Consider the following 19,187-nt stretch of genomic DNA (forward strand, 5'->3'; position numbering starts at 1 on the left):
GTCAGTCGGACAGGGCCTTGGCCAGGTCGTCGCGGAAGGCCCGCTCGCTGTCGGTGACGGTCTCGCCGCCGAGGCCGAGCATCCCGCCGCTGGAGGCGGCGCCGACGACGCTCTCGGCGATCTCGACGAGCCAGTGCTTGTAGGTCTCGGCGTCGGCCTGCTCGGCCTTGGTGACCAGCAGGGCGTTGGCCTCGGCGGCCCGGCCGAGCACGTCCTCGGCGTACGCGATGGGGTCGCTCGGCTCGATCACCGGCGGCTCCTCACCCAGCTCGGGATCGCCCGCCCGGTCCAGGATCGCCCCGGCGACCGCGGCCACCATGGGGCTGGCCGACGCCCGCGCGTCCGAGATGACGTCGAGCCCGGCCGCCGTCTCGGCCCGGGTCTTGCGCGTGCTGTCGGGGGTGGCGGCGCTGGCCGCGGTGAGCACCGACTGCGGCAGGCCGACCAGCAGTCCCCACTCCGCGTCGGTGAAGCCCAGCATCGAATACAGCGGATCGTCGCTCACGGGAAATCCTCACGGTCGGTGATGTCTCGCAGTCTTATACCCCACCGGCCGTCAGCTCGATCACGCGGAGAAGTTCCGACCCGTACGTGTCGAGGTGCGGCTCCGGCGTCCCGGTCCACGGGCCGTCCAGATCGGGTCGCCGGCGCGCCACGTGCAGGGCGTACGCGGCCTGCTGAACACGCGCATCCTCGGCCTCGGTCACGCTCTCGCCGACGACGAACCCGTGCACGCCGGGAATCTGCCCCAGGACGGTGACTGCTTCCTGAGTGCGCTCATCGATCATCTGCCGCCACCGGGGACTCGGAAACATCGCCCGACCCTATCTCCCTCAGCTCCGCCTGATCCCGGCCGACGGAAGGGCATGTCAGCGGACGAGGTGGCCGGATTGCTCAGCACGGCCGGACGGGTGCGGGACGCGGGCGACCTCGCCGCGGCCGCCGGCCTCTACCAGCGCGCCGCCCTGCGGGGCTCGCCCGAGGCGTACGCCGAACTGGGGTTCATCCTGCGGACCATGGGCGACAGCGCCTACGCCGAGACGGCTTTCGAGCGCGCGGCCGAGGGCGGTCACGGCCTGGGCTGGTATGGCCTCGGCCTGCTCCGGACCGAGGCCGGCGACACCGAGCAGGCGGAGATCCTCTACCGCCGGGCCGCCGACGCCGGACTCGCTCTCACCCGGAAGGGGTGAGGCGGCGGGGCCCCCGGCGAGGGATGCTCCACGACGGCACGCTGTGCGGGCCGGAGGGGAGAGCTGTGGCGTTGTTCCGCTACACCTACCTCGGGCTGGCCGGGGCCCTGGTCTTCTTCTGTGCGTCGCTGACCCCGTCCCTGCTGCCGCGGGGATGGCTGTTCCAGGGGGTGATCGGCGGGCTGCTGGCGGCGGTCGGCTACGGCCTCGGGGTGCTCGGCGGGTGGCTGGGGCGGTGGATCTCGGGGCGGCCCGCGCTGCCCGCACCCAGCCGGGTGGCCTGGTGGGTGCTGGGTGGGGTCGCCGGCGTGCTGATCCTGGTCTTCCTGTGGCTGGGGTCGGGCTGGCAGCGGCAGATCCACCGGCTGATCGACCTGCCGCCACCGCCGCGCGCGAGCTATCTGCTCAGCCTGCCGCTGGCGGCCGTGCTCTTCGTGCTGGTCGTCGGGCTGGCCCGGCTGATCCGGCGGGCCACCCACGCGCTGATCCGGCTGCTCGGACGCGGGGTGCCGGCGCCGGCCGCCCGGGCGCTCGGTGTCGTGCTGATGGTGGTCATGTTGATCTTCCTCGGCAACGGCCTGCTGGTGCCCTACCTGTTCCGGGCGGCTGACCGGACCTTCGCGGCGGTCAACTCGGAGACCCAGCCGGAGGTGGCGGCACCCCTCTCGGCCTATCGGTCGGGTGGGCCGGGCTCGGTGCTGAGCTGGGCGTCGCTGGGCAATCAGGGGCGCACGTTCATCGGCGGCGGGCCGAGCGTGGCCGATCTGCGGGCCTTCTCCGGCCGTACGCCCCGGGAGCCGATCCGGGTGTATGCCGGGCTCGACTCGGCCGGCACGCCGACCGAGCGGGCCGAGCTGGCGGTGCGCGAGCTGGAGCGTACGGGAGGGTTCTCGCGCCAGGTGCTGTGCCTGATCACCACCACGGGCACCGGATGGGTCAACGCGCAGGGCGTCGACCCCTTGGAATACATGTACAACGGCGACACCGCGCTGGTCTCGATGCAGTACTCCTATCTGCCCAGCGTCATCTCCTTCCTGGTCGACCGGGACCGGGCGCGGGCGGCGGGCCGGGCGCTCGTCGACGAGGTCTACGGCGTGTGGTCCAAGATGCCGGTCGGGCAGCGCCCCCAGCTGCTGGTCTTCGGTGAGAGCCTGGGCTCCTTCGGCTCCGAGGCGGCCTTCAGCGGCAGCGGCGACATCCGCAACCGGGTCGACGGGATGCTGCTGGTCGGGCCGCCCTCCAGCAACGAGCTCTGGCGGCAGTTCGTCGAGGATCGCGACCCGGGTACGCCCGAGGTGCTGCCCCGCTACGAGCAGGGCGCGATGATCCGCTTCGCCGCCGACCCGGCCGCCGACCTGGCCCGCCCGGCCACGCCCTGGGACCGGCCCCGGGTCGTCTACCTGCAATATCCCTCCGACCCGATCACCTGGTGGTCACCCGGTCTCGCGCTGAACCGCCCCGACTGGCTGGCCGAGGAACGCGGCTACGACGTGCTGCCCGCCATGCGCTGGTACCCGCTGATCACCTGGGCCCAGGTCTCGGCCGACATGGCCGTCTCCAACAACGTGCCGGCCGGTCACGGCCACAACTTCGGCGCCGCACCGGTCACCGCCTGGGCCGAGATCGCGCCACCGGACGGCTGGACCCCGGAGCGTACGGCCGCCCTCACCGCCCTGATCGCCGCCGACGAATGACGAAGGACGAAACCATGAGCGACCTGCCCGGAATGGTCAACTCACTGACCGAGACCGAACTGCTGCTGTTCCGCGAGGCCGAGCCGGACAATCTGGCCGGGCTCGACGAGGACGGGCTGCTCGACGTGCACACCCGCATCCGCCGCGCCCGCAACAAACACCAGAAGGTCTACCGCCGGCAGGCCGCCGGCCGGGTCGGCGAGGTGGGTGCCCGCGGCCGCGCCTACCCCAAGAACACCCGCAGCCGGGCCAAGGCCGAGGTCTTCGAGGACGCGCTGGCCCGGGTCAGCGACGCGGTCGCCGGCGCCGCCCGGGCCTCCGTCGAGGCGTTGCGGGCCGAGCGCCTGGCCGAGGCCCAGCAGCCGGGCAACGTCGACCCGCCGGGCCCGCCCCGCCCGCGCAACCAGACCCGCGCGGCCCAGCGCACCGACCGGCAGCCCGACCACGCCGGAATCCCGAAGCAGCGCGCCTCGACCCGCGCGACCGGTGCCCGCCGGCAGGCCCGCCGCGACAGCCGTTAATCTTCGGCATGCTCGTTCTCGACCCGGAACACCCCTGGGCGGTCGCCGCCGCCGAAGCCATCCGCGGTGGACAGGTGGCGGCCCTGCGGCGGTTGCTGACCGAGCACCCGGGCCTGGCCACGGCCCGGCTCGGGGACCCCGACGGCGGCATGTCCCGGACGTTGCTGCACGTGGTCACGGACTGGCCCGGTCATCACCCGGACGGACCGGCCACGGTGGCCGTGCTGGTCGAAGCGGGCGCGGACGTGAATGCCCGCTTCACCGGCCCGCACACCGAGACGCCCCTGCACTGGGCGGCCAGTTGCGACGACGTCGCCGTGCTGGACGCGTTGCTGGACGCCGGCGCCGAGATCGACGCTCCGGGCGCGGTCATCGGCGGCGGCACGCCGCTGGACGACGCCACGGCGTTCGCCCAATGGCGCGCCGCGCGCCGGCTGGTCGAGCGCGGAGCACGCACGACGCTGTGGCACGCCGCGACCCTCGGCCTGAGCGACCGCTGGCCGGCCTACTTCACCGGCGACACCCGGCCGGCGGCGGACGAGCTCAACGGCGCCTTGTGGGGAGCCTGTCACGGCGGGCAGCAGCGGGCCGCCCAGTTCCTGCTCGAGCACGGCGCCGACCTCGACTGGATCCCGCCCTGGGAGCACCTCACGCCACTGGACGCCGCCGTCCGTCACGGCGACCCCGCCCTGATCGCCTGGTTGCGCGCACGCGGCGCCACGTCTGTCGCCGCCGGGTAGTCAGCCCGGGAACACTTTCGCCGTGCTCGGCGGGCACCATCCGAAGCCCGGCCAGGGCGACCGCGGTGATCACGGCCGAGGCCAGGAAGACTCCGCCGTAGCCGAGCGCGGTCGTTGATCCGGCGCCGATCAGCGGTCCGGAGGCCACAGCGCCCAGCCGGCGGGTGTTGGCGTACAGACCGGAGGCCAGCCCCGGGCGCGGGATCAGCTCCTGGAACAGGGTCAGGCCGACACCCGCGACGGCGGCGAAGAACCAGGCGTTGAGCACCTGCAAGGCGAGCAGCGGAACCGGGCCGCTGGCAAAAGCCATGGCCGCGTAGTAGGCGACGCCGGCCAGGCAGCCGGACAGCAGCAGCCGCGTCCCTCGAGGTGTCGTGCGGGTCGTTCGCCGAGGCGAAACGGTTGCTGAGCTTGCCGATCAGCAACAGAGCCGGAATCTCGAGGGCGGCGGCCACGCCCAGAGTGACGCCGGACCACGCCACGTCCAGTCCCATCCGGCCGGTCACGAACAGGCTCATGATCGAGACCGTGGCGCTGTTGGTGGCCTGCAACGCGATGAACACCACGACGACCGCGATGACCCGGCCGCTCAGCACCGCCCTCGGCTGTGCGGCGGCGTCGCCCTCGACCGCCTTCGGGGCGCGCATGGCGGCGGTGGTGCCGATGTTGAGGAGCGCGATCACCGCGATGGCGGCCAGGATCGATCGCGCGCCGGACGCGGCGATGACGGCCGTGGCCAAGGGTGGGCCGGCGACCCAGGCGACCGAGACGAGCGCCCGGGTCCGCACCACCTCGCCCGGTGCCGCGCCGGTGTGCTTGAGGTGGGCGAACAACAGGGAACTGCCCACGCCGGCCGGCCCGCCGAGCACCACCAGGGCGAGCACCGCCACCGGCAGGGACGTGGTGGCCGCGAGGGCGCCGGCCAGCGCCAGGGTCAGGACGCCGCAGGCGAGCGTCGGCCGCAGATAGTCGCCGGCCCGGTCCGCGTACGCGGGTACCAGCAGCGAGGCGACGAAGCCGCCGGTGTTGTAGATCGCCAGCGCCCAGCCGACCTCGCCCGGGCCGGCGTCGTAGACCGTCACCAGCAGCAGGGCCAGGGCCGGGTTCAGGAAGGCGAACTGCAGCCCCCACAGCAACGCCCCGGCCGGGATCACCATCCGCCGCACGTTCAGACCTCCGGCGTGCCGCCGGTCCGGCGACAACTCGTGGCTGGGATCGCCGCCGAGCTTCGGCTCAGCCCGTCGCGTGAGGTCATCCCGATTCCTTCCCTCCGGCGATCCGGTGTCGACGGTAGGCGCGACGGCGAGCCGCAGGGGGGTCTCGACTTCACCGGCAAGACGGTCCACCCCCTCACCACGTACGCGATGAGCGGCCTGGGAACCACCGAGCGCGACTACGCCGCGTCCTGCCCCGGCGCGAAGCTCGGGGAAGGTCTGGCCGTCCGCGGCGAAGAGGTCGCCGACGCCGAGCCCGACGTCGAAGCGTGGCTGCGCCGCACCGGCCTGCTCACGCGCTGATCTCAGTCCTGGGCGGCGGCCGTGCCCACCTGTGTCGCGGCCCAGGTGGCGAGCAGTTCGAGGCCGTCGCCGGACGGGGTTCCGGGCTCGGCCGAGTAGGTCAGGATCGTCAAGCCGTCATCGCCGGGCAGTTCGAGCACCTCGAAGGCCAGGTCGAGCTCGCCGATGGCGGGGTGGCGCAGACGCTTGGTGCCGTGGCGGTGGACGTAGACCTCCTGGGCCGCCCACATCGTGCGGAAGGGCTCGCTGCGCATGGACAGCTCGCCGATCAGGTTCATCAGCTGCTGGTCGTCCGGGTTGCGGGCGGCGGCGATGCGCAGCGCGGCCACGGCTGACCCGGCCACCTGTGTCCACTCCGGATAGTAGGCCTGGGCGTGCGGGTCGAGGAAGGTGAACCGCATGGAATTGACCGGGAGCATCGGGCCGGCGGTGAGCATGGGCGCGTAGAGAGCCAGGCCCAGCGGGTTCGCGGCCAGGATGTCGAAGCGGTGGTTGCGCAGGAACGCGGGCACGCCGGTCATCGAGTCGAGCACCCGGCGGATCGCCGGCCGGATCTCCGGGGGCTTGCGGCGGGCGCGGGCGCGGATCGGCGCCGGTCCGGCGGCGCGGGCCAGATGGTGCAGGTGCGCGGTCTCCGTCTCGTCGAGCCGTAACGCGCGGGCGAGGGCGTCCAGGACGCTGTCGGAGGCGCCGCCGAGGTGGCCGCGCTCCAGGCGGGTGTAGTACTCGACGCTGACCCCAGCCAGGGCGGCGACCTCACCGCGGCGCAGCCCGGCGACCCGGCGGCTGCCGTACGCGGGAATGCCGGCCTGCTCCGGGGTGATCTTCGCCCGGCGGGAGGTCAGGAAGGCCCGTACCTCGCTGGTGTTGTCCATGAACCCAGGCTAAGCACCGGTCCCGGCCGGAGGGGGTCCCTGCCGGTACCTCCTTCAGCAGGGACTCCCGGAGACCGGAAGACCGATGTTTGGTAGTCACGGGCCGGGTACGTCCTTCACCGGAAGGGCTGACACCGCCTACCGCGCTGAAGACGACCGGTACGGGGCCGGCCCCCCGGAACTGAGAGGAACTCTGTCATGCCCACCGTCCCGAACCTGAGGCTGAACAACGGCGTCGAGATGCCCGCCATCGGCCTCGGCGTCTTCCAGACCCCGCCCGACGAGACCCGCGACGCCGTCCTGGCCGCCCTGTCCGACGGCTACCGGCACATCGACACGGCCGCCGCCTACGGCAACGAGCGGGAGGTGGGCGAGGCCATCGCCAAGTCCGGCGCCGACCGCTCCGAGGTCTTCGTCGAGACCAAGATCTGGATCAGCGACTACGGGTACGACGGGACCCTGCACGGCTTCGACAAGAGCGCCGGCAAGCTCGGCGTCGACCAGATCGACCTGCTCATCCTGCACCAGGCGCTGCCCTCGGAGTTCGACCGGACCCTGGCCGCCTACCGCGCTCTGGAGAAGCTGCTGGCCGACGGCAAGGTCCGCGCCATCGGCGTCAGCAACTTCATGGTCGACCACCTCACCCGGCTGCTCGACACCGCCACCGTCGTGCCGGCGGTGAACCAGATCGAGGTGCACCCGTACTTCCAGCAGCGCGAGGTGCAGGCCTTCGACACCGAGCACGGTATCCTCAACCAGGCCTGGTCGCCGATCGGCGGGATCACTTTCTACCGCGACGGCGAGCACACCAGCACGCTGCGGGATCCGGTGATCGGCGAGGTCGCGAAGGCGTACGGCAAGTCCCCGGCCCAGGTGATGCTGCGCTGGCACCTGCAGCAGGGCCGGCAGGTGATCCCGAAGTCGACCAAGCCGGCCCGGATCGCCGAGAACTTCGACGTGTTCGACTTCGAGCTCACCGGCGAGCAGCTCGCCGCGATCGACGCCCTGGACACCGGCAGGCGGGGCGGCCCCGAGCCGGAAGCCATCACTCTCGAGACCTTCGGCCGGCCGATCCCGGAAGCCTGACGGTCATTTTCTGACGCACGACGACACGGAGGAGACATCATGCGTACCGCGAAGCTCGGTGCACTCGAAGTGGGCCGGATCGGTCTCGGCGCGATGGGCATGTCGGACGGCTACAGCGGCGCCGGCAGCGACGACGCCGAGTCCGTCCGCACCATCCACCGGGCGATCGACCTCGGCGTCACCCTGATCGACACCGCCGAGGTCTACGGCCCGTACGTCAACGAGGAGCTGGTCGGCCGCGCCCTGAAGGGCCGCCGCGACCAGGTCGTGCTGGCCACCAAGTTCGGTCTGATCTCGCACACCGGGCGCGGTGCCGGGAAGCCGGACAGCAGCCCGGACAGCATCCGTACGGCGGTCGACGGCTCCCTGCGACGGCTCGGCACCGACCACATCGACCTGTATTACCAGCACCGCGTCGACCCGGGCACGCCGATCGAGGACACCATGGGTGTGCTCGCGCAGCTCGTGACCGACGGCAAGATCCGGTACGTCGGCCTGTCCGAGGCCTGGGCCGACACGATCCGCCGTGCGCACGCCGTGCACCCGGTGACCGCGTTGCAGTCGGAGTATTCACTGTGGACCCGTGACCAGGACGAGATCCTGCCGCTGCTGCGTGAGCTGGGCATCGGCCTGGTCGCCTACTCGCCGCTCGGCCGCGGCTTCCTCACCGGCGCCCTGCGCACCCCGGCCGACGTGGAGAAGCTGGACGACAGTGACATGCGCAAGAACCACCCGCGCTTCACCGGCGAGAACTTCCAGCGCAACCTGCGCCTCGCCGACCAGGTGCAGGCGGTCGCCGACCAGGTGGGCGCCACCTCGGCCCAGGTCGCCCTGGCCTGGTTGCTGGCCCAGGGCGACGACATCGTCCCGATCCCCGGCACCAAGCGGGTCAGCCGGGTGGAGGAGAACGCCGCGGCCGACGCCGTCACGCTGACGCCGGAGCAGATCGCGACGCTCACCGCGCTGCCGGTGGCCGAGGGCGGCCACCACACCGAGGAGCAGATGCAGATGATCGAGCGCTGAACCGACTGGCCGGTCTCTGAGGGGAGACCGGCCGGCGGACGCCATCACTGCACGGTGAGCAGCTCGTTCTCGATCACGACCGGCACCGAGAGGGTCTTGTACCCCACCTCGTCGAAGAGGACGGTCATCCGTTCCTCCTCGTAGCCCATCACCGTGCCCGGGCCCCACTCGCCGTGGCGGACCTTGGCGTGGATGGGGAAGGGCTCGTCGGTGGTGGCTTCGATCGTCTCGGCGGCCGAGCCCCCGGCGCAGTTGTCGCAGTGGCCGCACGGCTTGGCCAGGTCCTCGCCGAAGTAGGCCAGCAACGTCTGTGTCCGGCAGGCCCGGGTCTCGGCGAAGCCGCGCATCATGTCGGTGCGTGACCGCGAGACGACCTGCTGGCGCTCGTGTTCCTTGAGCGCCGCCGTGGCCGCCGCGGCCGGCAGCGGGGCGAAGTTCGGGACGGTCAGCTTGGTGCCGCTTCCGGTGGTCGCCGCGCCCACCTGTTCGAGCAGGTTCAGGTACGAGCCGAGCTTGCGCGGGCCCAGGCCGGTGGCCTCTTTGAGTTCCGTCTTGGTCTTCGGTCCCGACCGCAGCGCCGCCGCCAGCTCCCGCAGCTCGACCTCGTCGGGGGAGCCGCCGGTGAAGAAGCGCTGGATCGCCTCGTCCTCGGAACGCCACAGCAGCAACGCCTGAGCCTGCTCGTCGTCGCGGCCGGACCGGCCGATCTCCTGGAAGTAGCTGTCCGGGGAATCGGGCAGGGCCATGTGGGCCACCCAGCGGATGTTCGCCTTGTCGATGCCCATGCCGAACGCGGACGTGGCCACCATGATGTCGACCTTGTCGGCGGTGAACGCCTCGTGTTTCTGCTCGCGGGCGCCGCCGGCCATGCCGCCGTGATAGAAGTCGGCCGGGTAGCCGGCCTTCGTCAGGCGCTCGGCCAGTTCCTCGGCCGAGCGCCGGGTGGCGACGTAGATGATGCCGGGCCGCGGCGCCGAGTCGAGGAGCGCGGTGAGCCGGCGCCAGCGGTAGTCCTCGTCGGGGCAGTGCGCCACCTCGAGGAAGAGGTTGCGCCGGTCGAGGCCGGAGACGTGGATCTCCGGCTTGTCGAGCTGCAGGCGCTCGATGATGTCGTCACGGACCGGCGGGGAGGCGGTCGCGGTCAGCGCGATCACCGGCGGGCGGCCGATGCCCTTGATCATGTCGCCCAGGGCGAGGAACTCGGGGCGGAAGTCGTGACCCCAGGCCGAGATGCAGTGTGCCTCGTCCACCGCGACCAGGCCCGGCTTGAGCGCCTTGACCTCGGCCATCCGCTCGGGATCGCTCAGCTGCTCCGGGGTGATGAAGAGGAACTCGGCGCGGCCCTCGCGGATCTCGCGGATCGCCTCGCGTTGCTGCGCCGGCGTCTCGGCCGAGCTCACCCGCACCGCCCGGATCTTGGGGTCGTCGCGCTCGTTGAGGGCGGCGATCTGGTCCTGCTGCAGGGCGAGCAGTGGCGAGATCACCACGGTCGGCCCGGGCAGCAGCACGGCCGGGATCTGATAGATCGCCGACTTGCCGGCCCCGGTGGGGAGCACGACGAGAGCGTCGCGACGGCGCAGCACGGCGCGCATCGGCTTGAATTGGCCCGGGCGCAGCGAAGGCCACCCGAAATGGTTCCGGGCGACCTTGCGCAGGCGCGGTCCGTAGACAGGAATCTTCATCGAGCGGCCATTTTTCCCGGGCGTCGAGGCGGGCAAACGCTCACGACGCCTTGGGCAGGATCTCGTTCTGATAGAGATCGAACAGGCCCTGGTAGTGCGGCCCGGTGTTGGCCACATAGACCTCGTCGAAACCGGCGTCCCGGTATTTGCCGATCATCTCGAGGTGGGCCGCCGGGTCGTTGCCGCAGACGAACGACTCCTTCACCATGTCCTGCGTGACGAGCTGGGACGCCTGCTCGAAGTGCTTGGGGGTCGGCAGCACCTGGGACAGTTCGCCCGGCACACCCGCGTTGGGCCATTTCTCGTACGCGATCCGGGCCCCCTCCTCCTCGGAGCTCGCGAACGCCGCCTTGAACCCGGCCTGCGCCACCCGCTTGCCGCCGCCGTTGTCGCGGAACCGCTGGACCAGGTCGCCGTCCGGCATCGTGCTGACGTAGCCGTCACCGATCCGCGCGGCCACCTCGACCGCCTTGGGACCGAAGCCGGAGATCAGGATCTCGACCGGCACCTCGGGCAGCGTGTAGATGCGGGCGTTCTCCACGGTGTAGTGCTTGCCGCGGTACGAGTAGTTGCCGCCCTGCCACAGGCCTCGCATGATCTCGACGGCCTCCTCGAGCATCTCCAGGCGTACGTCGGCCTCGGGCCACGCGTCGCCGAAGATGTGCTCGTTGAGCGCCTCGCCGGTGCCGATGCCGAGCCGGAAGCGGCCCTTGGTCAGCACCGCGCTGGTCGCCGCGGCCTGGGCGATGACGGCGGGGTGGATGCGAACCGTGGGACAGGTGACGGCGGTGGTGATCGGCAGGCTGGTCGCCTCGCTGAGCGCGCCGATCATCGACCAGACGAACGCGCTCTGGCCCTGGGCGTCCACCCAGGGGTGGTAGTGGTCCGAGATCCACAGGCCGCTGAAGCCGGCGCGCTCGGCGCCGCGGGCCTGCTCGAGAAGCTCGGCCGGGGTGTATTCCTCGCAGGAAAGGAAGTATCCGATGCGCATGGGCCGGGAGATACCCCTATTTTTTGCCACCGAACATGCGACGGATGGCCCAGAGCAGCAGCAGGAAGGCCAAGGCGATGCCGAGCAGCCGGACGGCGTGCACCTCGGACCAGTCGACGGTGGCGGCGGCGAGCACGGTGGGGGTCACGAGACGCATGGTATCGACCGCACTTAACCCAGAGCTAATAGAAAGGTTTGTTGACTGAAACAGCTGTCGAGTGTGACCATTGGTCCGCACAACGGGGGGCGCGCTCCCACAGGACGCGCCGGACGTCACCGGAGGTACGGGGGCTTATGCCGAACCATGGCGAATTGCCGGAACTCGCCGCAGCGGTGCTACAGCCGGGATTCGCCGGCACCACCGCGCCCGACTGGGTCCGGCGGTGGCTCGGCGAGGGTCTCGGCGGCGTGGCGCTGTTCGCCCGCAACGTCGAGTCGCCCGCACAGGTGGCGGCGCTGACCGCACAGCTGCGCGCGGAGCGTCCGGACGTGCTGGTCGCGATCGACGAGGAGGCCGGCGACGTCACCCGGTTCGAGTCGCGGCTGGGCAGCTCCCGGCCGGGCAACCTGGCCCTCGGGGCGATCGACGACGTCCGGCTGACCGAGGAGGTCGCCCGCGACCTGGGCTGCGACCTGGCCGACGCGGGCATCACGCTGGACTACGCGCCCGACGCCGACGTCAACAGCAACGCCGCCAACCCGGTCATCGGGGTTCGCGCCTTCGGGGCCGAGGCTCAGCTCGTGGCGCGCCACTCCGCCGCCTTCGTCCGCGGGCTCCAGGCGGCCGGCGTGGCCGCCTGCGCCAAGCACTTCCCGGGTCACGGCGACACCAGCGTCGACTCCCACCACGACGTGCCGCTGATCGACCGGGACCGGGCGCAGCTCGAGGAGTGCGAACTCGTCCCGTTCCGGGCGGCGATCGCGGCCGGCGTGCGGGTGGTCATGACCGGGCACCTGCTCGTGCCCGCGTACGACTCCGAGCTCCCGGCCACGCTCAGCCGACCCATCCTCACCGGGCTGCTGCGCGAGGAGCTGGGCTTCGACGGCCTGATCGTCACCGACGGCATCGAGATGCAGGCCGTCCGCCGCCGCTACGGGCTGGCCGGCGCGACCGTGAAGGCCCTCGCCGCGGGTGTCGACGCGATCTGCGTGGGTGGTGACCACGCCGACGAGCAGACCGCCGTGCTGCTGCGGGACGCGATCGTGGACGCCGTGCGTTCCGGCGAGCTGCCCGAGGAGCGGCTGCGGGCCGCGGCGGCCCGGGTCCGTGACCTCGGCCGGTGGACGACCGCCACCCAGACCGCGTCGGGCGCCCGCGCCATCGCCGACTCGGCTTCCGCGGTGACCGTGCTCGCCCCGACCACCAGCGTGGGCTTCGACGCCGCGCGCCGGGCCGTACGGGTGACCGTGGCCCCGGGCGACGCCGCGCTGCCGGTCCGCGAGCCGGCCCACGTCGTCGAGTTCGCCCCGCCCCGCAACATCGCCATCGGCGCCGAGACCCCCTGGGGCCTGGGTGCGCCGCTGAGCGACCTGCTGCCCGGCACCACCTCGGTGCGCCTGACCGAGGACGACCTCGGGGCCGACCCGGTGGCGACCGTGCTGGACGGCGCGGCCGGGCGCCCACTGGTGCTCGTGGTGCGCGACGTGCACCGCCACGCGTGGCTGGCCGGCGCGCTCGACGGGGTGCTGGCTCAGCGGCCGGACGCGATCGTCGTCGAGATGGGCGTGCCCGAGACCGTCGTGGGCGCGGTGCACATCGCCACCTTCGGCGCCACCCGCGCCTCCGGTGTGGCCGCGGCCGAGCTGATCGCGGGCACCCGGGTGCCCGCGCCCGCCCCGCAGCCGCTGGCTGCCTAAGGCCTGTCCTGTCGATCACGCGGGGCGTGATCGACAGGACAGGCCTTAGTCCTCGATGATGTCGTCGTAGCCGGGGTGCTCGGCGACGTACTTGGCGAAGAACGGGCAGGCGGGGTAGACCCGGGCGCCCTGTGCCCGGAGCTGGTCGAGCGTGCGCTCGGCCAGCACGGTGCCCAGGCCCTGGCCGCGGAAGCGCCGGTTGATCTCGCTGTGGGTCACCACCGTGACGCCGTCGCGGACCCGATAGGCGGCGAAACCCGCCACGTCGTCGCCGATCCGCAGCTCGAAGCGCTTCTCGGCGGGGTTGTCGCGCACATCGACGTCGCTCATCGGCTCAGCTTAGGGTCGCGCGGGCCCCGTACGCTGGAAGGGTGTTGAAACCCACGCCCCGCCTCGCCGCCGTCCTCAGCTCAGCCGCTCTCGGCCTCGCGCTCCTCGCGGGTTGCAGCAGCGACAACGTCAGTTGTGGCCTCGACCAGTGCACAGTCTCGATCGATCGCGAAACCAACGCGAGCGCGAGCTTCCTGGGTGTGGAGGCCAAGTTCCTCAGCGCCGACGCCGACACGGTGACGCTCGAGGTGGCCGGTGAGCAGCTCAGCCTGACCAAGGGGCAGCAGGCGGTGGAGGTCGCCGGCCTGATGGTGTCGCTGGACAGCGTGACCAGTGACCAGATCGGGCTGCAGGTCTCGCGTCAGTAACACACGGGGCTGTTCCCGTCCTGGGTTTGAGAAAACCCGGGACGGGACATTTTCCGTCACATGACATCCGCCGCCTCGAACGTCAAGAGCACCGCCTCGCGGGCCGCCGACAGCAAGCCGCTCGAATATCTTGCTCGAGGCGGCTTCATCGGATACGGCATCATCCACCTCATCTTCGCCTGGATCGCCTTCCAGGTGGCCTTCCAGGGCTCGTCGCAGGAGAGCGACCAGTCCGGCGCGCTCCAGACGCTGGCCGGCAACGGGCTCGGCAAGACACTGCTCGTCATCATCGTGATCGGCATGATCGCGATGGCGATCTGGCAGGCCTTCGAGGCCGCCATCGGCGAGAGCGGCGAGCAGGACCGTGCGGCGCTGGCCGAGCGGGTCCTCTCCGGCGCCCGCGCGATCCTCTACCTCTACCTGGCCTACTACGCCATCAAGGTGCTGCAAGGCTCGAACGCCTCGATGGGTGACACCTCGCAGAACAAGTCCTCGACCCTGATGGACAGCACCGGTGGGCGGTGGCTGATCGGCCTCATCGGACTCGTGGTGGTCGGTGTCGGTGTCGGCATGTTCATCTACGGCTACAAGAAGAAGTTCACCAAGCACCTCAACACCGGTCAGATGACCCACGGCACCCGCCAGCCGATCATCCGGCTCGGCATGGCCGGCTACATGGCCAAGGGCACGGCGTACGCCATCGCGGGTGTGCTGGTCGTCGTGGCCGCGGTGAAATACGACCCGGAGAAGGCGCGTGGTCTCGACGCGGCGCTGAAGACGCTGGCCGGGAACTCCTGGGGTGTCTGGGTTCTGGGGCTGATCGCCCTCGGCATCGCCTGCTTCGGTGTCTACTGCATCGCTCAGGCCAAGTACCGGAAAGTGTGAGCAACCTCTGACCTTCGGGCGGGAGAGTTGCGGGTGCCGGCGACCAAGGAACACTGGGTCGCTGGTATCCGCACTTTCTGCGTGAAGGAGAGACACGTGCCCAGCACTGTCAAGGCCCTGCTCGTCGTGGCTGTCGCGACGGGGCTGGCGATCGCGCTGGTGGCGATCGTGCACTGGCTGCTCGGCCGGCTCGGCCGCACCTCGGATCTCGCGGCCGACCTGGCTCGCACGGCACACAAGCCGTTCCTGGCCACCCTGACCCTCTTCGCGATCCAGCAGGGCATCCGTGCCGCGGCCGGTGACTTCCCCGGCCGGGCGGGCGTGCTGCACGCCCTGATCATCTGTTTCATCGCCGCGTTCGCCTGGCTGGTGGCGGCGTTCGTGCTGGTGCTGGAGGACGCGGCGCTGGCTCGCTGGCGCACCGACGTGCCCGACAACCTCAAGCGCCGCCGCTTCAAGACCCAGGTGGTGATGATCCGCCGCCTCACGGTGGCCACGATCGTGGTGCTCACCCTGGGCGTGGTGCTGATGACCTTCCCGGGCATCCGCGCGCTCGGCGCCAGCGTGCTGGCCTCGGCCGGGGTCGTCAGCGTCATCGCCGCGCTGGCCGCCCAGAGCACCCTCGGCAACGTCTTCGCCGGCCTCCAGCTGGCCTTCAGCGACGCCGTCCGGGTCGATGACGTGGTGGTCGTCGAGGGGGAGTGGGGCCGCATCGAGGAGCTCACGCTCACCTACGTGGCGGTGCAGATCTGGGACGACCGGCGGCTGGTGCTGCCGACGTCGTACTTCACCACCAAGCCGTTCCAGAACTGGACCCGCCAGTCCTCGGCCGTGCTCGGCACCGCCGAGGTCGACGTCGACTGGTCGACCCGGATCGAGCCGCTGCGGACCGAGCTGCGGGCCGTCTGCGAGGGCTCCGAGCTGTGGGACGGACGGGTGTGCGTGCTGCAGGTGACCGAGGCGACCGGCGGCATGGTCCGCCTGCGCGCTCTGGTCAGCGCGAGTGATGCCCCCTCGCTGTGGGATCTGCGCTGCCTGGTGCGCGAGCGCCTGGTGTCGTTCATCTGGGAGAACCAGCGCGACGCGCTGCCGCGGTACCGGGCCGACCTCGCGAACGGTGCCCGCACGGCCGCCGGTGCGAGCCTGCGACCGGCGCCCCAGGCCGACTCCGACGACAGCCGCTTCTTCAGCGGCGAGGACGGTGCGGAGCGCGCGGTGGCCTTCGGCGGGCCGGACGAGCAGGTGCCCGTGCCTACCCACCGGTGAGTCTGTTCTGCCGGGTTCTGCGCAGCAGGATTGACTCTCTGGTGATCAGGGCATACACCGGGACACGGAAAGGAGGACATCATGGCCGATGTTCTGAACGGACGCCAGACTTCCACGGGCGCCGATCAGTCGACCGCCGAGTTGGTGCAGCAGGCCAGTGAGCAGATCAGTCGTCTCGTCCGCGACGAGATCACCCTGGCCAAGGCCGAGTTGGCGGAAAAAGGGAAGCACGCGGGCATCGGCATCGGCCTGTTCGGCGGCGGCGGAGTTCTCGCCATGTACGGCGTCGGTGCCCTCGTTGCGACCCTGATCATCGTTTTCAACCTGTTCCTGGATCTCTGGCTGGCCGCGCTGATCGTCACGGTCGCCCTCTTCGTGCTGGCCGGGGTGCTCGCCCTGATCGGCAAGAACCAGGTGTCGAAAGCAGTGCCCCCGGAGCCCTCGGCCGCCATCCAGAGCGTCAAGGCCGACGTCGACGAGGTCAAGCTCGCGGTGGAGCGTGGTCGCGCATGAGTGAGAAGAACGGATCCGAGGCGCCCAAGCCGTCGATCGAGGAGCTGCGCGCGGAGATCAAGCAGACCCGCGCCGAGCTCGGAGAGACGGTGCAGGCGCTCGCGGCCAAGGCCGACGTCAAGGCCCGGGCCAAGGAGCAGGTCGAGCAGACCAAGCAAAAGGTCAAGGCGCAGGCCGTCGAGGCGACCGAGCGGGTCCGCGGCGCGGCTGTGGCCGCCGCCGGCGCGGTCAGCGGCAAGGTGCACGAGGCGGCCGACCGGACGTCCGAGAAGGCGCATCAGGCGGCCGACCTCACGGCGGCCAAGGCCGACCAGGTGGACGTCCGCGAGACGCTGCGGAACAGCCCCGTTCCGCTCCCGTTGGTTCTGGCCGGCGTGGTGGCTGTTGTCGGCATCATTCTGATTGTTCGAGGGAGTCGCCGATGAGCGGCAAGGTATCGAAGCTGGCCTACAAGCCGGTCGGGTTGCTGCTCGGCATCGGTGCCGGTGCGGTGGCGGGTTTCGTCTTCAAAGAGGTCTGGCGAGTGGCCTCCGGTGATGACGATGCGCCTAACGCGACCGACGAGGATCGGGGCTGGGTCGAGATTCTCGCCGCCGCTGCGCTGCAAGGCGCGATCTTCGCACTCGTGAAGGCGGCCGTCGATCGGAGTGGCGCAGTCGGCGTCCGAAAAATTACTGGTCAATGGCCTGACTGACGTTAGTTGACAGTGGCTGGTCTCCCACATCGCGAGAGCGAAGTGGGGGACCTTTTCCATATCTGGCGTCCCTATTCGTTCGCCTTAGGGGCAGCCTTTCGGCTCGATTCTCGGGTACAGTGTGCCCAGTTTTTGCGTATGTGGTTCGCTGCTTCCGCCCGATCGAGGGGGACCGGCCCACCGGCCGGTGTCAGGAGATCAGGCGGATGGGACGTCCTCTGAAAGGGCCGCCTCACGGCGCCGCTGCTCGAAAACGGTCATCGGCCCGGGGCGTAGCGGGGCCGGCTTTTTCAGAAGGAGAGTTCAGCATGGCGCAAGGAACCGTGAAGTGGTTCAACGCAGACAAGGGCTTCGGCTTCATCACCGTCGACGGCGGGGGTGCTGACGTGTTCGTCCACTTCTCGGCCATCCAGACGAGCGGTTACCGCACGCTGGAGGAGAACCAGCGGGTCGAGTTCGAGATCGCCCAGGGTCAGAAGGGCCCGCAGGCGGAACAGGTTCGCCCGCTCTGAGCAACGACGCCGGTCCCCGGACCGGCTGCCGATCGCCTGGCGGAGGTCGGCTACGACGCGAAAGCCCCCGCATCCTGCAGGATGCGGGGGCTTTGTATTGTCTTACCTTTTGCTCACCTCGCGCCGGGTGACCGATCAGTTCGCGGTGTGGGCGGTGGTTGCTGAATCATCGCCAATGTTTCCGCGCGTTTCGCCCGGGTCCGAGAGCGTTCTCCAAGAATGATCAAAATCAGTCCCGCGATGGCGACGACCGGGCCGATGACCGACCAGATTCCGACCCCGCTCATCCGGCTGTCGGTGAGAATGTCGAAACCCTGCAGTGTCCACAGAGCACCGACGACGACGGCCAGCACTCCGAGCGCCATGGGAAGCCACCCATGGAGCCTTTTCGGAGCGGTCGGATTGTTCACCATTTGTCGTGGACTTGCGGACGGATCAGCTCGTCGTAGACCTCGCGCACGCCGGCCTGGGCCTCGTCGCTCAGCGGCGGCAGCCCGGCCACCGCGGCGTTGCCCCGGGCCTGATCGGCGTTGCGCGCGCCGGGGATGACCACCGTGAGGCCCGCCTGGTCGAGCACCCAGCGCAGCGCGAACTGGGCCATCGTGAAGCCCTCGGGAACGAGCGGGCGCAGCCGCTTGACCGCCTCGAGCCCGGTCGCGAAGTCGACGCCCGCGAACGTCTCGCCGACGTCGAACGCCTCACCGTGCCGGTTGTAGTTGCGGTGGTCGTCGGCGGCGAACGTGGTGTGCTCGTCGTAGCGGCCGGACAGCAGGCCACTGGCCAGCGGCACCCGCGCGATGATGCCGACCCCGGCCTCGGCGGCGGCCGGCAGCACCCGCTCGAGCGGCTTGAGCCGGAAGGCGTTCAGAATGATCTGGACGCTGGCCGTGCCCGGGCGGGCGATAGCGGCGAGCGCCTCGTCGACCTTCTCGACACTCACGCCGTACGCCTTGATCCGCTTTTCCTCGACCAGGGTGTCGAGGGCGTCGTAGACCGCGTCGGACGAGAAGACCGAGGTCGGCGGGCAGTGCAGCTGCACGAGGTCGAGGGTGTCGACGCCGAGGTTGGCCCGGGACCGGTCGTTCCACGCGCGGAAGTTGTCGAGGGTGTAGTTGCCAGGCTCCTGGGCCATCCGCCGGCCCATCTTGGTGGCCACGGTGAGCTGGGGCTTGTCCTTGATGAAGGAGCCGATGATCTGCTCGCTGCGGCCGTCGCCATAGACGTCGGCCGTGTCGATGAACGTGACGCCCGCGTCGACCGCGGCCTGCAGGGTCTCGTGCGCGTCGGCCTCGCTCACGTCACCCCAGTCGGCGCCGAGCTGCCACGCGCCGAGGCCGACCACGCCGACCGTCCGTCCCATCCTGCCAAAACTGCGTTTCTCCACGGGTCACGACATTACCCGGCCTGGGATATCGTGCATGCAAAACGTACGTACGGTTTGGG

25 protein-coding genes and 1 pseudogene are annotated in these 19,187 nt (G+C 70.7%); 15 read left to right on the forward strand and 11 right to left on the reverse strand.

The window, feature by feature from the left end; translation table 11 throughout:
• Nucleotide 1: 1 nt before the first annotated feature.
• Together NAG42_RS36790 and NAG42_RS36795 are read right to left on the reverse strand one after the other, a co-directional pair.
• Complete coding sequence (locus NAG42_RS36790) at nt 2–505, reverse strand: hypothetical protein (RefSeq protein WP_250036871.1); 504 nt, start codon at nt 503–505, stop codon at nt 2–4.
• A gap of 34 nt (nt 506–539) precedes the next feature.
• Nucleotides 540–815: a hypothetical protein gene (locus NAG42_RS36795; RefSeq protein WP_250036873.1), complete on the reverse strand. Its 276-nt coding sequence runs from the start codon at nt 813–815 to the stop codon at nt 540–542.
• A 51-nt stretch (nt 816–866) separates the two neighbouring features.
• On the opposite strand from NAG42_RS36795, the gene NAG42_RS36800 reads away from it, so the two are divergent.
• From NAG42_RS36800 to NAG42_RS36815, 4 genes are all read left to right on the forward strand, one after another.
• Entirely contained in the window at nt 867–1,190 is a 324-nt protein-coding gene (locus NAG42_RS36800) for a hypothetical protein (protein WP_250036875.1), read from the forward strand.
• A gap of 65 nt (nt 1,191–1,255) precedes the next feature.
• Nucleotides 1,256–2,884: an alpha/beta hydrolase gene (locus tag NAG42_RS36805; protein ID WP_250036877.1), complete on the forward strand. Its 1,629-nt coding sequence runs from the start codon at nt 1,256–1,258 to the stop codon at nt 2,882–2,884.
• Nucleotides 2,885–2,898: 14 nt separating this feature from the next.
• A complete protein-coding gene (locus NAG42_RS36810; protein WP_250036879.1) occupies nt 2,899–3,405 on the forward strand; it encodes a hypothetical protein in 507 nt (168 codons plus the stop codon).
• Between the two features lie 8 nt (nt 3,406–3,413).
• The gene (locus tag NAG42_RS36815) at nt 3,414–4,145 is read left to right on the forward strand and encodes an ankyrin repeat domain-containing protein (RefSeq protein ID WP_250036881.1); all 732 of its coding nucleotides are present in this window, start codon (nt 3,414–3,416) and stop codon (nt 4,143–4,145) included.
• On the opposite strand, the gene NAG42_RS45415 is transcribed toward NAG42_RS36815, so the two are convergent.
• Both NAG42_RS45415 and NAG42_RS45420 read right to left on the reverse strand, forming a co-directional pair.
• Nucleotides 4,054–4,455 (reverse strand): MFS transporter, encoded by a 402-nt coding sequence (locus NAG42_RS45415; RefSeq protein WP_369077121.1) that lies wholly within the window; start codon nt 4,453–4,455, stop codon nt 4,054–4,056. The genes NAG42_RS36815 and NAG42_RS45415 overlap by 92 nt on opposite strands.
• Nucleotides 4,456–4,549: 94 nt before the next feature.
• Nucleotides 4,550–5,302 (reverse strand): annotated as a pseudogene (locus NAG42_RS45420) (MFS transporter); the annotation flags it as partial.
• 48 nt (nt 5,303–5,350) lie between these two features.
• On the opposite strand from NAG42_RS45420, the gene NAG42_RS36825 reads away from it, so the two are divergent.
• The gene (locus NAG42_RS36825) at nt 5,351–5,662 is read left to right on the forward strand and encodes an NADPH-dependent FMN reductase family protein (RefSeq protein ID WP_250036883.1); all 312 of its coding nucleotides are present in this window, start codon (nt 5,351–5,353) and stop codon (nt 5,660–5,662) included.
• A gap of 2 nt (nt 5,663–5,664) precedes the next feature.
• Here the strand turns inward: NAG42_RS36825 and NAG42_RS36830 are convergent, their stop codons facing one another.
• Nucleotides 5,665–6,537 (reverse strand): helix-turn-helix transcriptional regulator, encoded by an 873-nt coding sequence (locus tag NAG42_RS36830; RefSeq protein ID WP_250036884.1) that lies wholly within the window; start codon nt 6,535–6,537, stop codon nt 5,665–5,667.
• A gap of 198 nt (nt 6,538–6,735) precedes the next feature.
• On the opposite strand from NAG42_RS36830, the gene NAG42_RS36835 reads away from it, so the two are divergent.
• Both NAG42_RS36835 and NAG42_RS36840 read left to right on the forward strand, forming a co-directional pair.
• A complete protein-coding gene (locus NAG42_RS36835) occupies nt 6,736–7,623 on the forward strand; it encodes an aldo/keto reductase (RefSeq protein WP_250036886.1) in 888 nt (295 codons plus the stop codon).
• A 39-nt stretch (nt 7,624–7,662) separates the two neighbouring features.
• On the forward strand, nt 7,663–8,646 hold the full coding sequence (locus NAG42_RS36840; RefSeq protein ID WP_250036888.1) for an aldo/keto reductase: 984 nt from the start codon (nt 7,663–7,665) through the stop codon (nt 8,644–8,646).
• A 44-nt stretch (nt 8,647–8,690) separates the two neighbouring features.
• Here NAG42_RS36840 and NAG42_RS36845 read toward each other — a convergent pair whose 3' ends face one another.
• From NAG42_RS36845 to NAG42_RS44625, 3 genes are read right to left on the reverse strand one after another with little or no spacing between them, the layout of a single operon-like run.
• Entirely contained in the window at nt 8,691–10,328 is a 1,638-nt protein-coding gene (locus tag NAG42_RS36845) for a RecQ family ATP-dependent DNA helicase (protein ID WP_250036890.1), read from the reverse strand.
• A 40-nt stretch (nt 10,329–10,368) separates the two neighbouring features.
• Nucleotides 10,369–11,319 carry a TIGR03557 family F420-dependent LLM class oxidoreductase gene (locus NAG42_RS36850; RefSeq protein ID WP_250036892.1) on the reverse strand — a complete coding sequence of 317 codons (951 nt, stop codon included), beginning with the start codon at nt 11,317–11,319 and terminating at the stop codon, nt 10,369–10,371.
• A gap of 16 nt (nt 11,320–11,335) precedes the next feature.
• Complete coding sequence (locus NAG42_RS44625; protein WP_284046419.1) at nt 11,336–11,467, reverse strand: hypothetical protein; 132 nt, start codon at nt 11,465–11,467, stop codon at nt 11,336–11,338.
• A gap of 146 nt (nt 11,468–11,613) precedes the next feature.
• Here NAG42_RS44625 and NAG42_RS36855 point away from each other — a divergent pair, with 146 nt between their 5' ends.
• A complete protein-coding gene (locus NAG42_RS36855; RefSeq protein WP_250036894.1) occupies nt 11,614–13,176 on the forward strand; it encodes a glycoside hydrolase family 3 protein in 1,563 nt (520 codons plus the stop codon).
• A gap of 45 nt (nt 13,177–13,221) precedes the next feature.
• Here NAG42_RS36855 and NAG42_RS36860 read toward each other — a convergent pair whose 3' ends face one another.
• Nucleotides 13,222–13,506 (reverse strand): GNAT family N-acetyltransferase, encoded by a 285-nt coding sequence (locus tag NAG42_RS36860; RefSeq protein ID WP_250036896.1) that lies wholly within the window; start codon nt 13,504–13,506, stop codon nt 13,222–13,224.
• A 41-nt stretch (nt 13,507–13,547) separates the two neighbouring features.
• Here NAG42_RS36860 and NAG42_RS36865 point away from each other — a divergent pair, with 41 nt between their 5' ends.
• The 7 genes from NAG42_RS36865 to NAG42_RS36895 all read left to right on the forward strand — a co-directional run bounded on the left by NAG42_RS36865 (nt 13,548) and on the right by NAG42_RS36895 (nt 17,744).
• Entirely contained in the window at nt 13,548–13,874 is a 327-nt protein-coding gene (locus tag NAG42_RS36865) for a hypothetical protein (protein WP_250036898.1), read from the forward strand.
• Nucleotides 13,875–13,934: 60 nt separating this feature from the next.
• Nucleotides 13,935–14,759 carry a DUF1206 domain-containing protein gene (locus NAG42_RS36870; protein ID WP_250036900.1) on the forward strand — a complete coding sequence of 275 codons (825 nt, stop codon included), beginning with the start codon at nt 13,935–13,937 and terminating at the stop codon, nt 14,757–14,759.
• A gap of 96 nt (nt 14,760–14,855) precedes the next feature.
• Nucleotides 14,856–16,025, forward strand: coding sequence for a mechanosensitive ion channel family protein (locus NAG42_RS36875; protein ID WP_250036902.1), 1,170 nt, complete (start codon nt 14,856–14,858; stop codon nt 16,023–16,025).
• Between the two features lie 81 nt (nt 16,026–16,106).
• Nucleotides 16,107–16,538 carry a phage holin family protein gene (locus NAG42_RS36880; protein WP_250036904.1) on the forward strand — a complete coding sequence of 144 codons (432 nt, stop codon included), beginning with the start codon at nt 16,107–16,109 and terminating at the stop codon, nt 16,536–16,538.
• Nucleotides 16,535–16,963 carry a DUF3618 domain-containing protein gene (locus tag NAG42_RS36885; RefSeq protein ID WP_250036906.1) on the forward strand — a complete coding sequence of 143 codons (429 nt, stop codon included), beginning with the start codon at nt 16,535–16,537 and terminating at the stop codon, nt 16,961–16,963. Before NAG42_RS36880 ends, NAG42_RS36885 begins: the two co-directional genes overlap by 4 nt.
• Complete coding sequence (locus NAG42_RS36890; protein ID WP_250036908.1) at nt 16,960–17,232, forward strand: DUF4235 domain-containing protein; 273 nt, start codon at nt 16,960–16,962, stop codon at nt 17,230–17,232. The genes NAG42_RS36885 and NAG42_RS36890 overlap by 4 nt, the downstream gene beginning before the upstream one ends.
• A 308-nt stretch (nt 17,233–17,540) precedes the next feature.
• Nucleotides 17,541–17,744: a cold-shock protein gene (locus NAG42_RS36895; protein WP_011905669.1), complete on the forward strand. Its 204-nt coding sequence runs from the start codon at nt 17,541–17,543 to the stop codon at nt 17,742–17,744.
• A gap of 113 nt (nt 17,745–17,857) precedes the next feature.
• Here NAG42_RS36895 and NAG42_RS36900 read toward each other — a convergent pair whose 3' ends face one another.
• Together NAG42_RS36900 and NAG42_RS36905 are read right to left on the reverse strand one after the other, a co-directional pair.
• Entirely contained in the window at nt 17,858–18,109 is a 252-nt protein-coding gene (locus tag NAG42_RS36900) for a hypothetical protein (protein WP_250036909.1), read from the reverse strand.
• A 41-nt stretch (nt 18,110–18,150) separates the two neighbouring features.
• Nucleotides 18,151–19,128, reverse strand: a complete 978-nt coding sequence (locus NAG42_RS36905; RefSeq protein ID WP_250036911.1) for an aldo/keto reductase — start codon at nt 19,126–19,128, stop codon at nt 18,151–18,153.
• Between the last annotated feature and the right edge of the window lie 59 nt (nt 19,129–19,187).

Origin of the sequence: Paractinoplanes maris (assembly GCF_023544465.1) — a bacterium.
In the GTDB taxonomy this organism is placed as follows: domain Bacteria; phylum Actinomycetota; class Actinomycetes; order Mycobacteriales; family Micromonosporaceae; genus Actinoplanes; species Actinoplanes maris.

Bases quoted from the DNA above. Each gene is read 5' to 3' on its own strand.
- NAG42_RS36895 (WP_011905669.1), top strand. From the start codon at position 17,541: ATGGCGCAAGGAACCGTGAAGTGGTTCAACGCAGACAAGGGCTTCGGC.
- NAG42_RS36855 (WP_250036894.1), top strand. From the start codon at position 11,614: ATGCCGAACCATGGCGAATTGCCGGAACTCGCCGCAGCGGTGCTACAG.
- NAG42_RS36850 (WP_250036892.1), bottom strand. From the start codon at position 11,319: ATGCGCATCGGATACTTCCTTTCCTGCGAGGAATACACCCCGGCCGAG.
- NAG42_RS36815 (WP_250036881.1), top strand. From the start codon at position 3,414: ATGCTCGTTCTCGACCCGGAACACCCCTGGGCGGTCGCCGCCGCCGAA.
- NAG42_RS36870 (WP_250036900.1), top strand. From the start codon at position 13,935: ATGACATCCGCCGCCTCGAACGTCAAGAGCACCGCCTCGCGGGCCGCC.
- NAG42_RS36795 (WP_250036873.1), bottom strand. From the start codon at position 815: ATGTTTCCGAGTCCCCGGTGGCGGCAGATGATCGATGAGCGCACTCAG.
- NAG42_RS45415 (WP_369077121.1), bottom strand. From the start codon at position 4,455: ATGGCTTTTGCCAGCGGCCCGGTTCCGCTGCTCGCCTTGCAGGTGCTC.
- NAG42_RS36840 (WP_250036888.1), top strand. From the start codon at position 7,663: ATGCGTACCGCGAAGCTCGGTGCACTCGAAGTGGGCCGGATCGGTCTC.
- NAG42_RS36830 (WP_250036884.1), bottom strand. From the start codon at position 6,537: ATGGACAACACCAGCGAGGTACGGGCCTTCCTGACCTCCCGCCGGGCG.
- NAG42_RS36810 (WP_250036879.1), top strand. From the start codon at position 2,899: ATGAGCGACCTGCCCGGAATGGTCAACTCACTGACCGAGACCGAACTG.
- NAG42_RS36880 (WP_250036904.1), top strand. From the start codon at position 16,107: ATGGCCGATGTTCTGAACGGACGCCAGACTTCCACGGGCGCCGATCAG.
- NAG42_RS36860 (WP_250036896.1), bottom strand. From the start codon at position 13,506: ATGAGCGACGTCGATGTGCGCGACAACCCCGCCGAGAAGCGCTTCGAG.
- NAG42_RS36890 (WP_250036908.1), top strand. From the start codon at position 16,960: ATGAGCGGCAAGGTATCGAAGCTGGCCTACAAGCCGGTCGGGTTGCTG.
- NAG42_RS36800 (WP_250036875.1), top strand. From the start codon at position 867: ATGTCAGCGGACGAGGTGGCCGGATTGCTCAGCACGGCCGGACGGGTG.
- NAG42_RS36835 (WP_250036886.1), top strand. From the start codon at position 6,736: ATGCCCACCGTCCCGAACCTGAGGCTGAACAACGGCGTCGAGATGCCC.
- NAG42_RS36885 (WP_250036906.1), top strand. From the start codon at position 16,535: ATGAGTGAGAAGAACGGATCCGAGGCGCCCAAGCCGTCGATCGAGGAG.
- NAG42_RS36845 (WP_250036890.1), bottom strand. From the start codon at position 10,328: ATGAAGATTCCTGTCTACGGACCGCGCCTGCGCAAGGTCGCCCGGAAC.
- NAG42_RS36900 (WP_250036909.1), bottom strand. From the start codon at position 18,109: ATGGCGCTCGGAGTGCTGGCCGTCGTCGTCGGTGCTCTGTGGACACTG.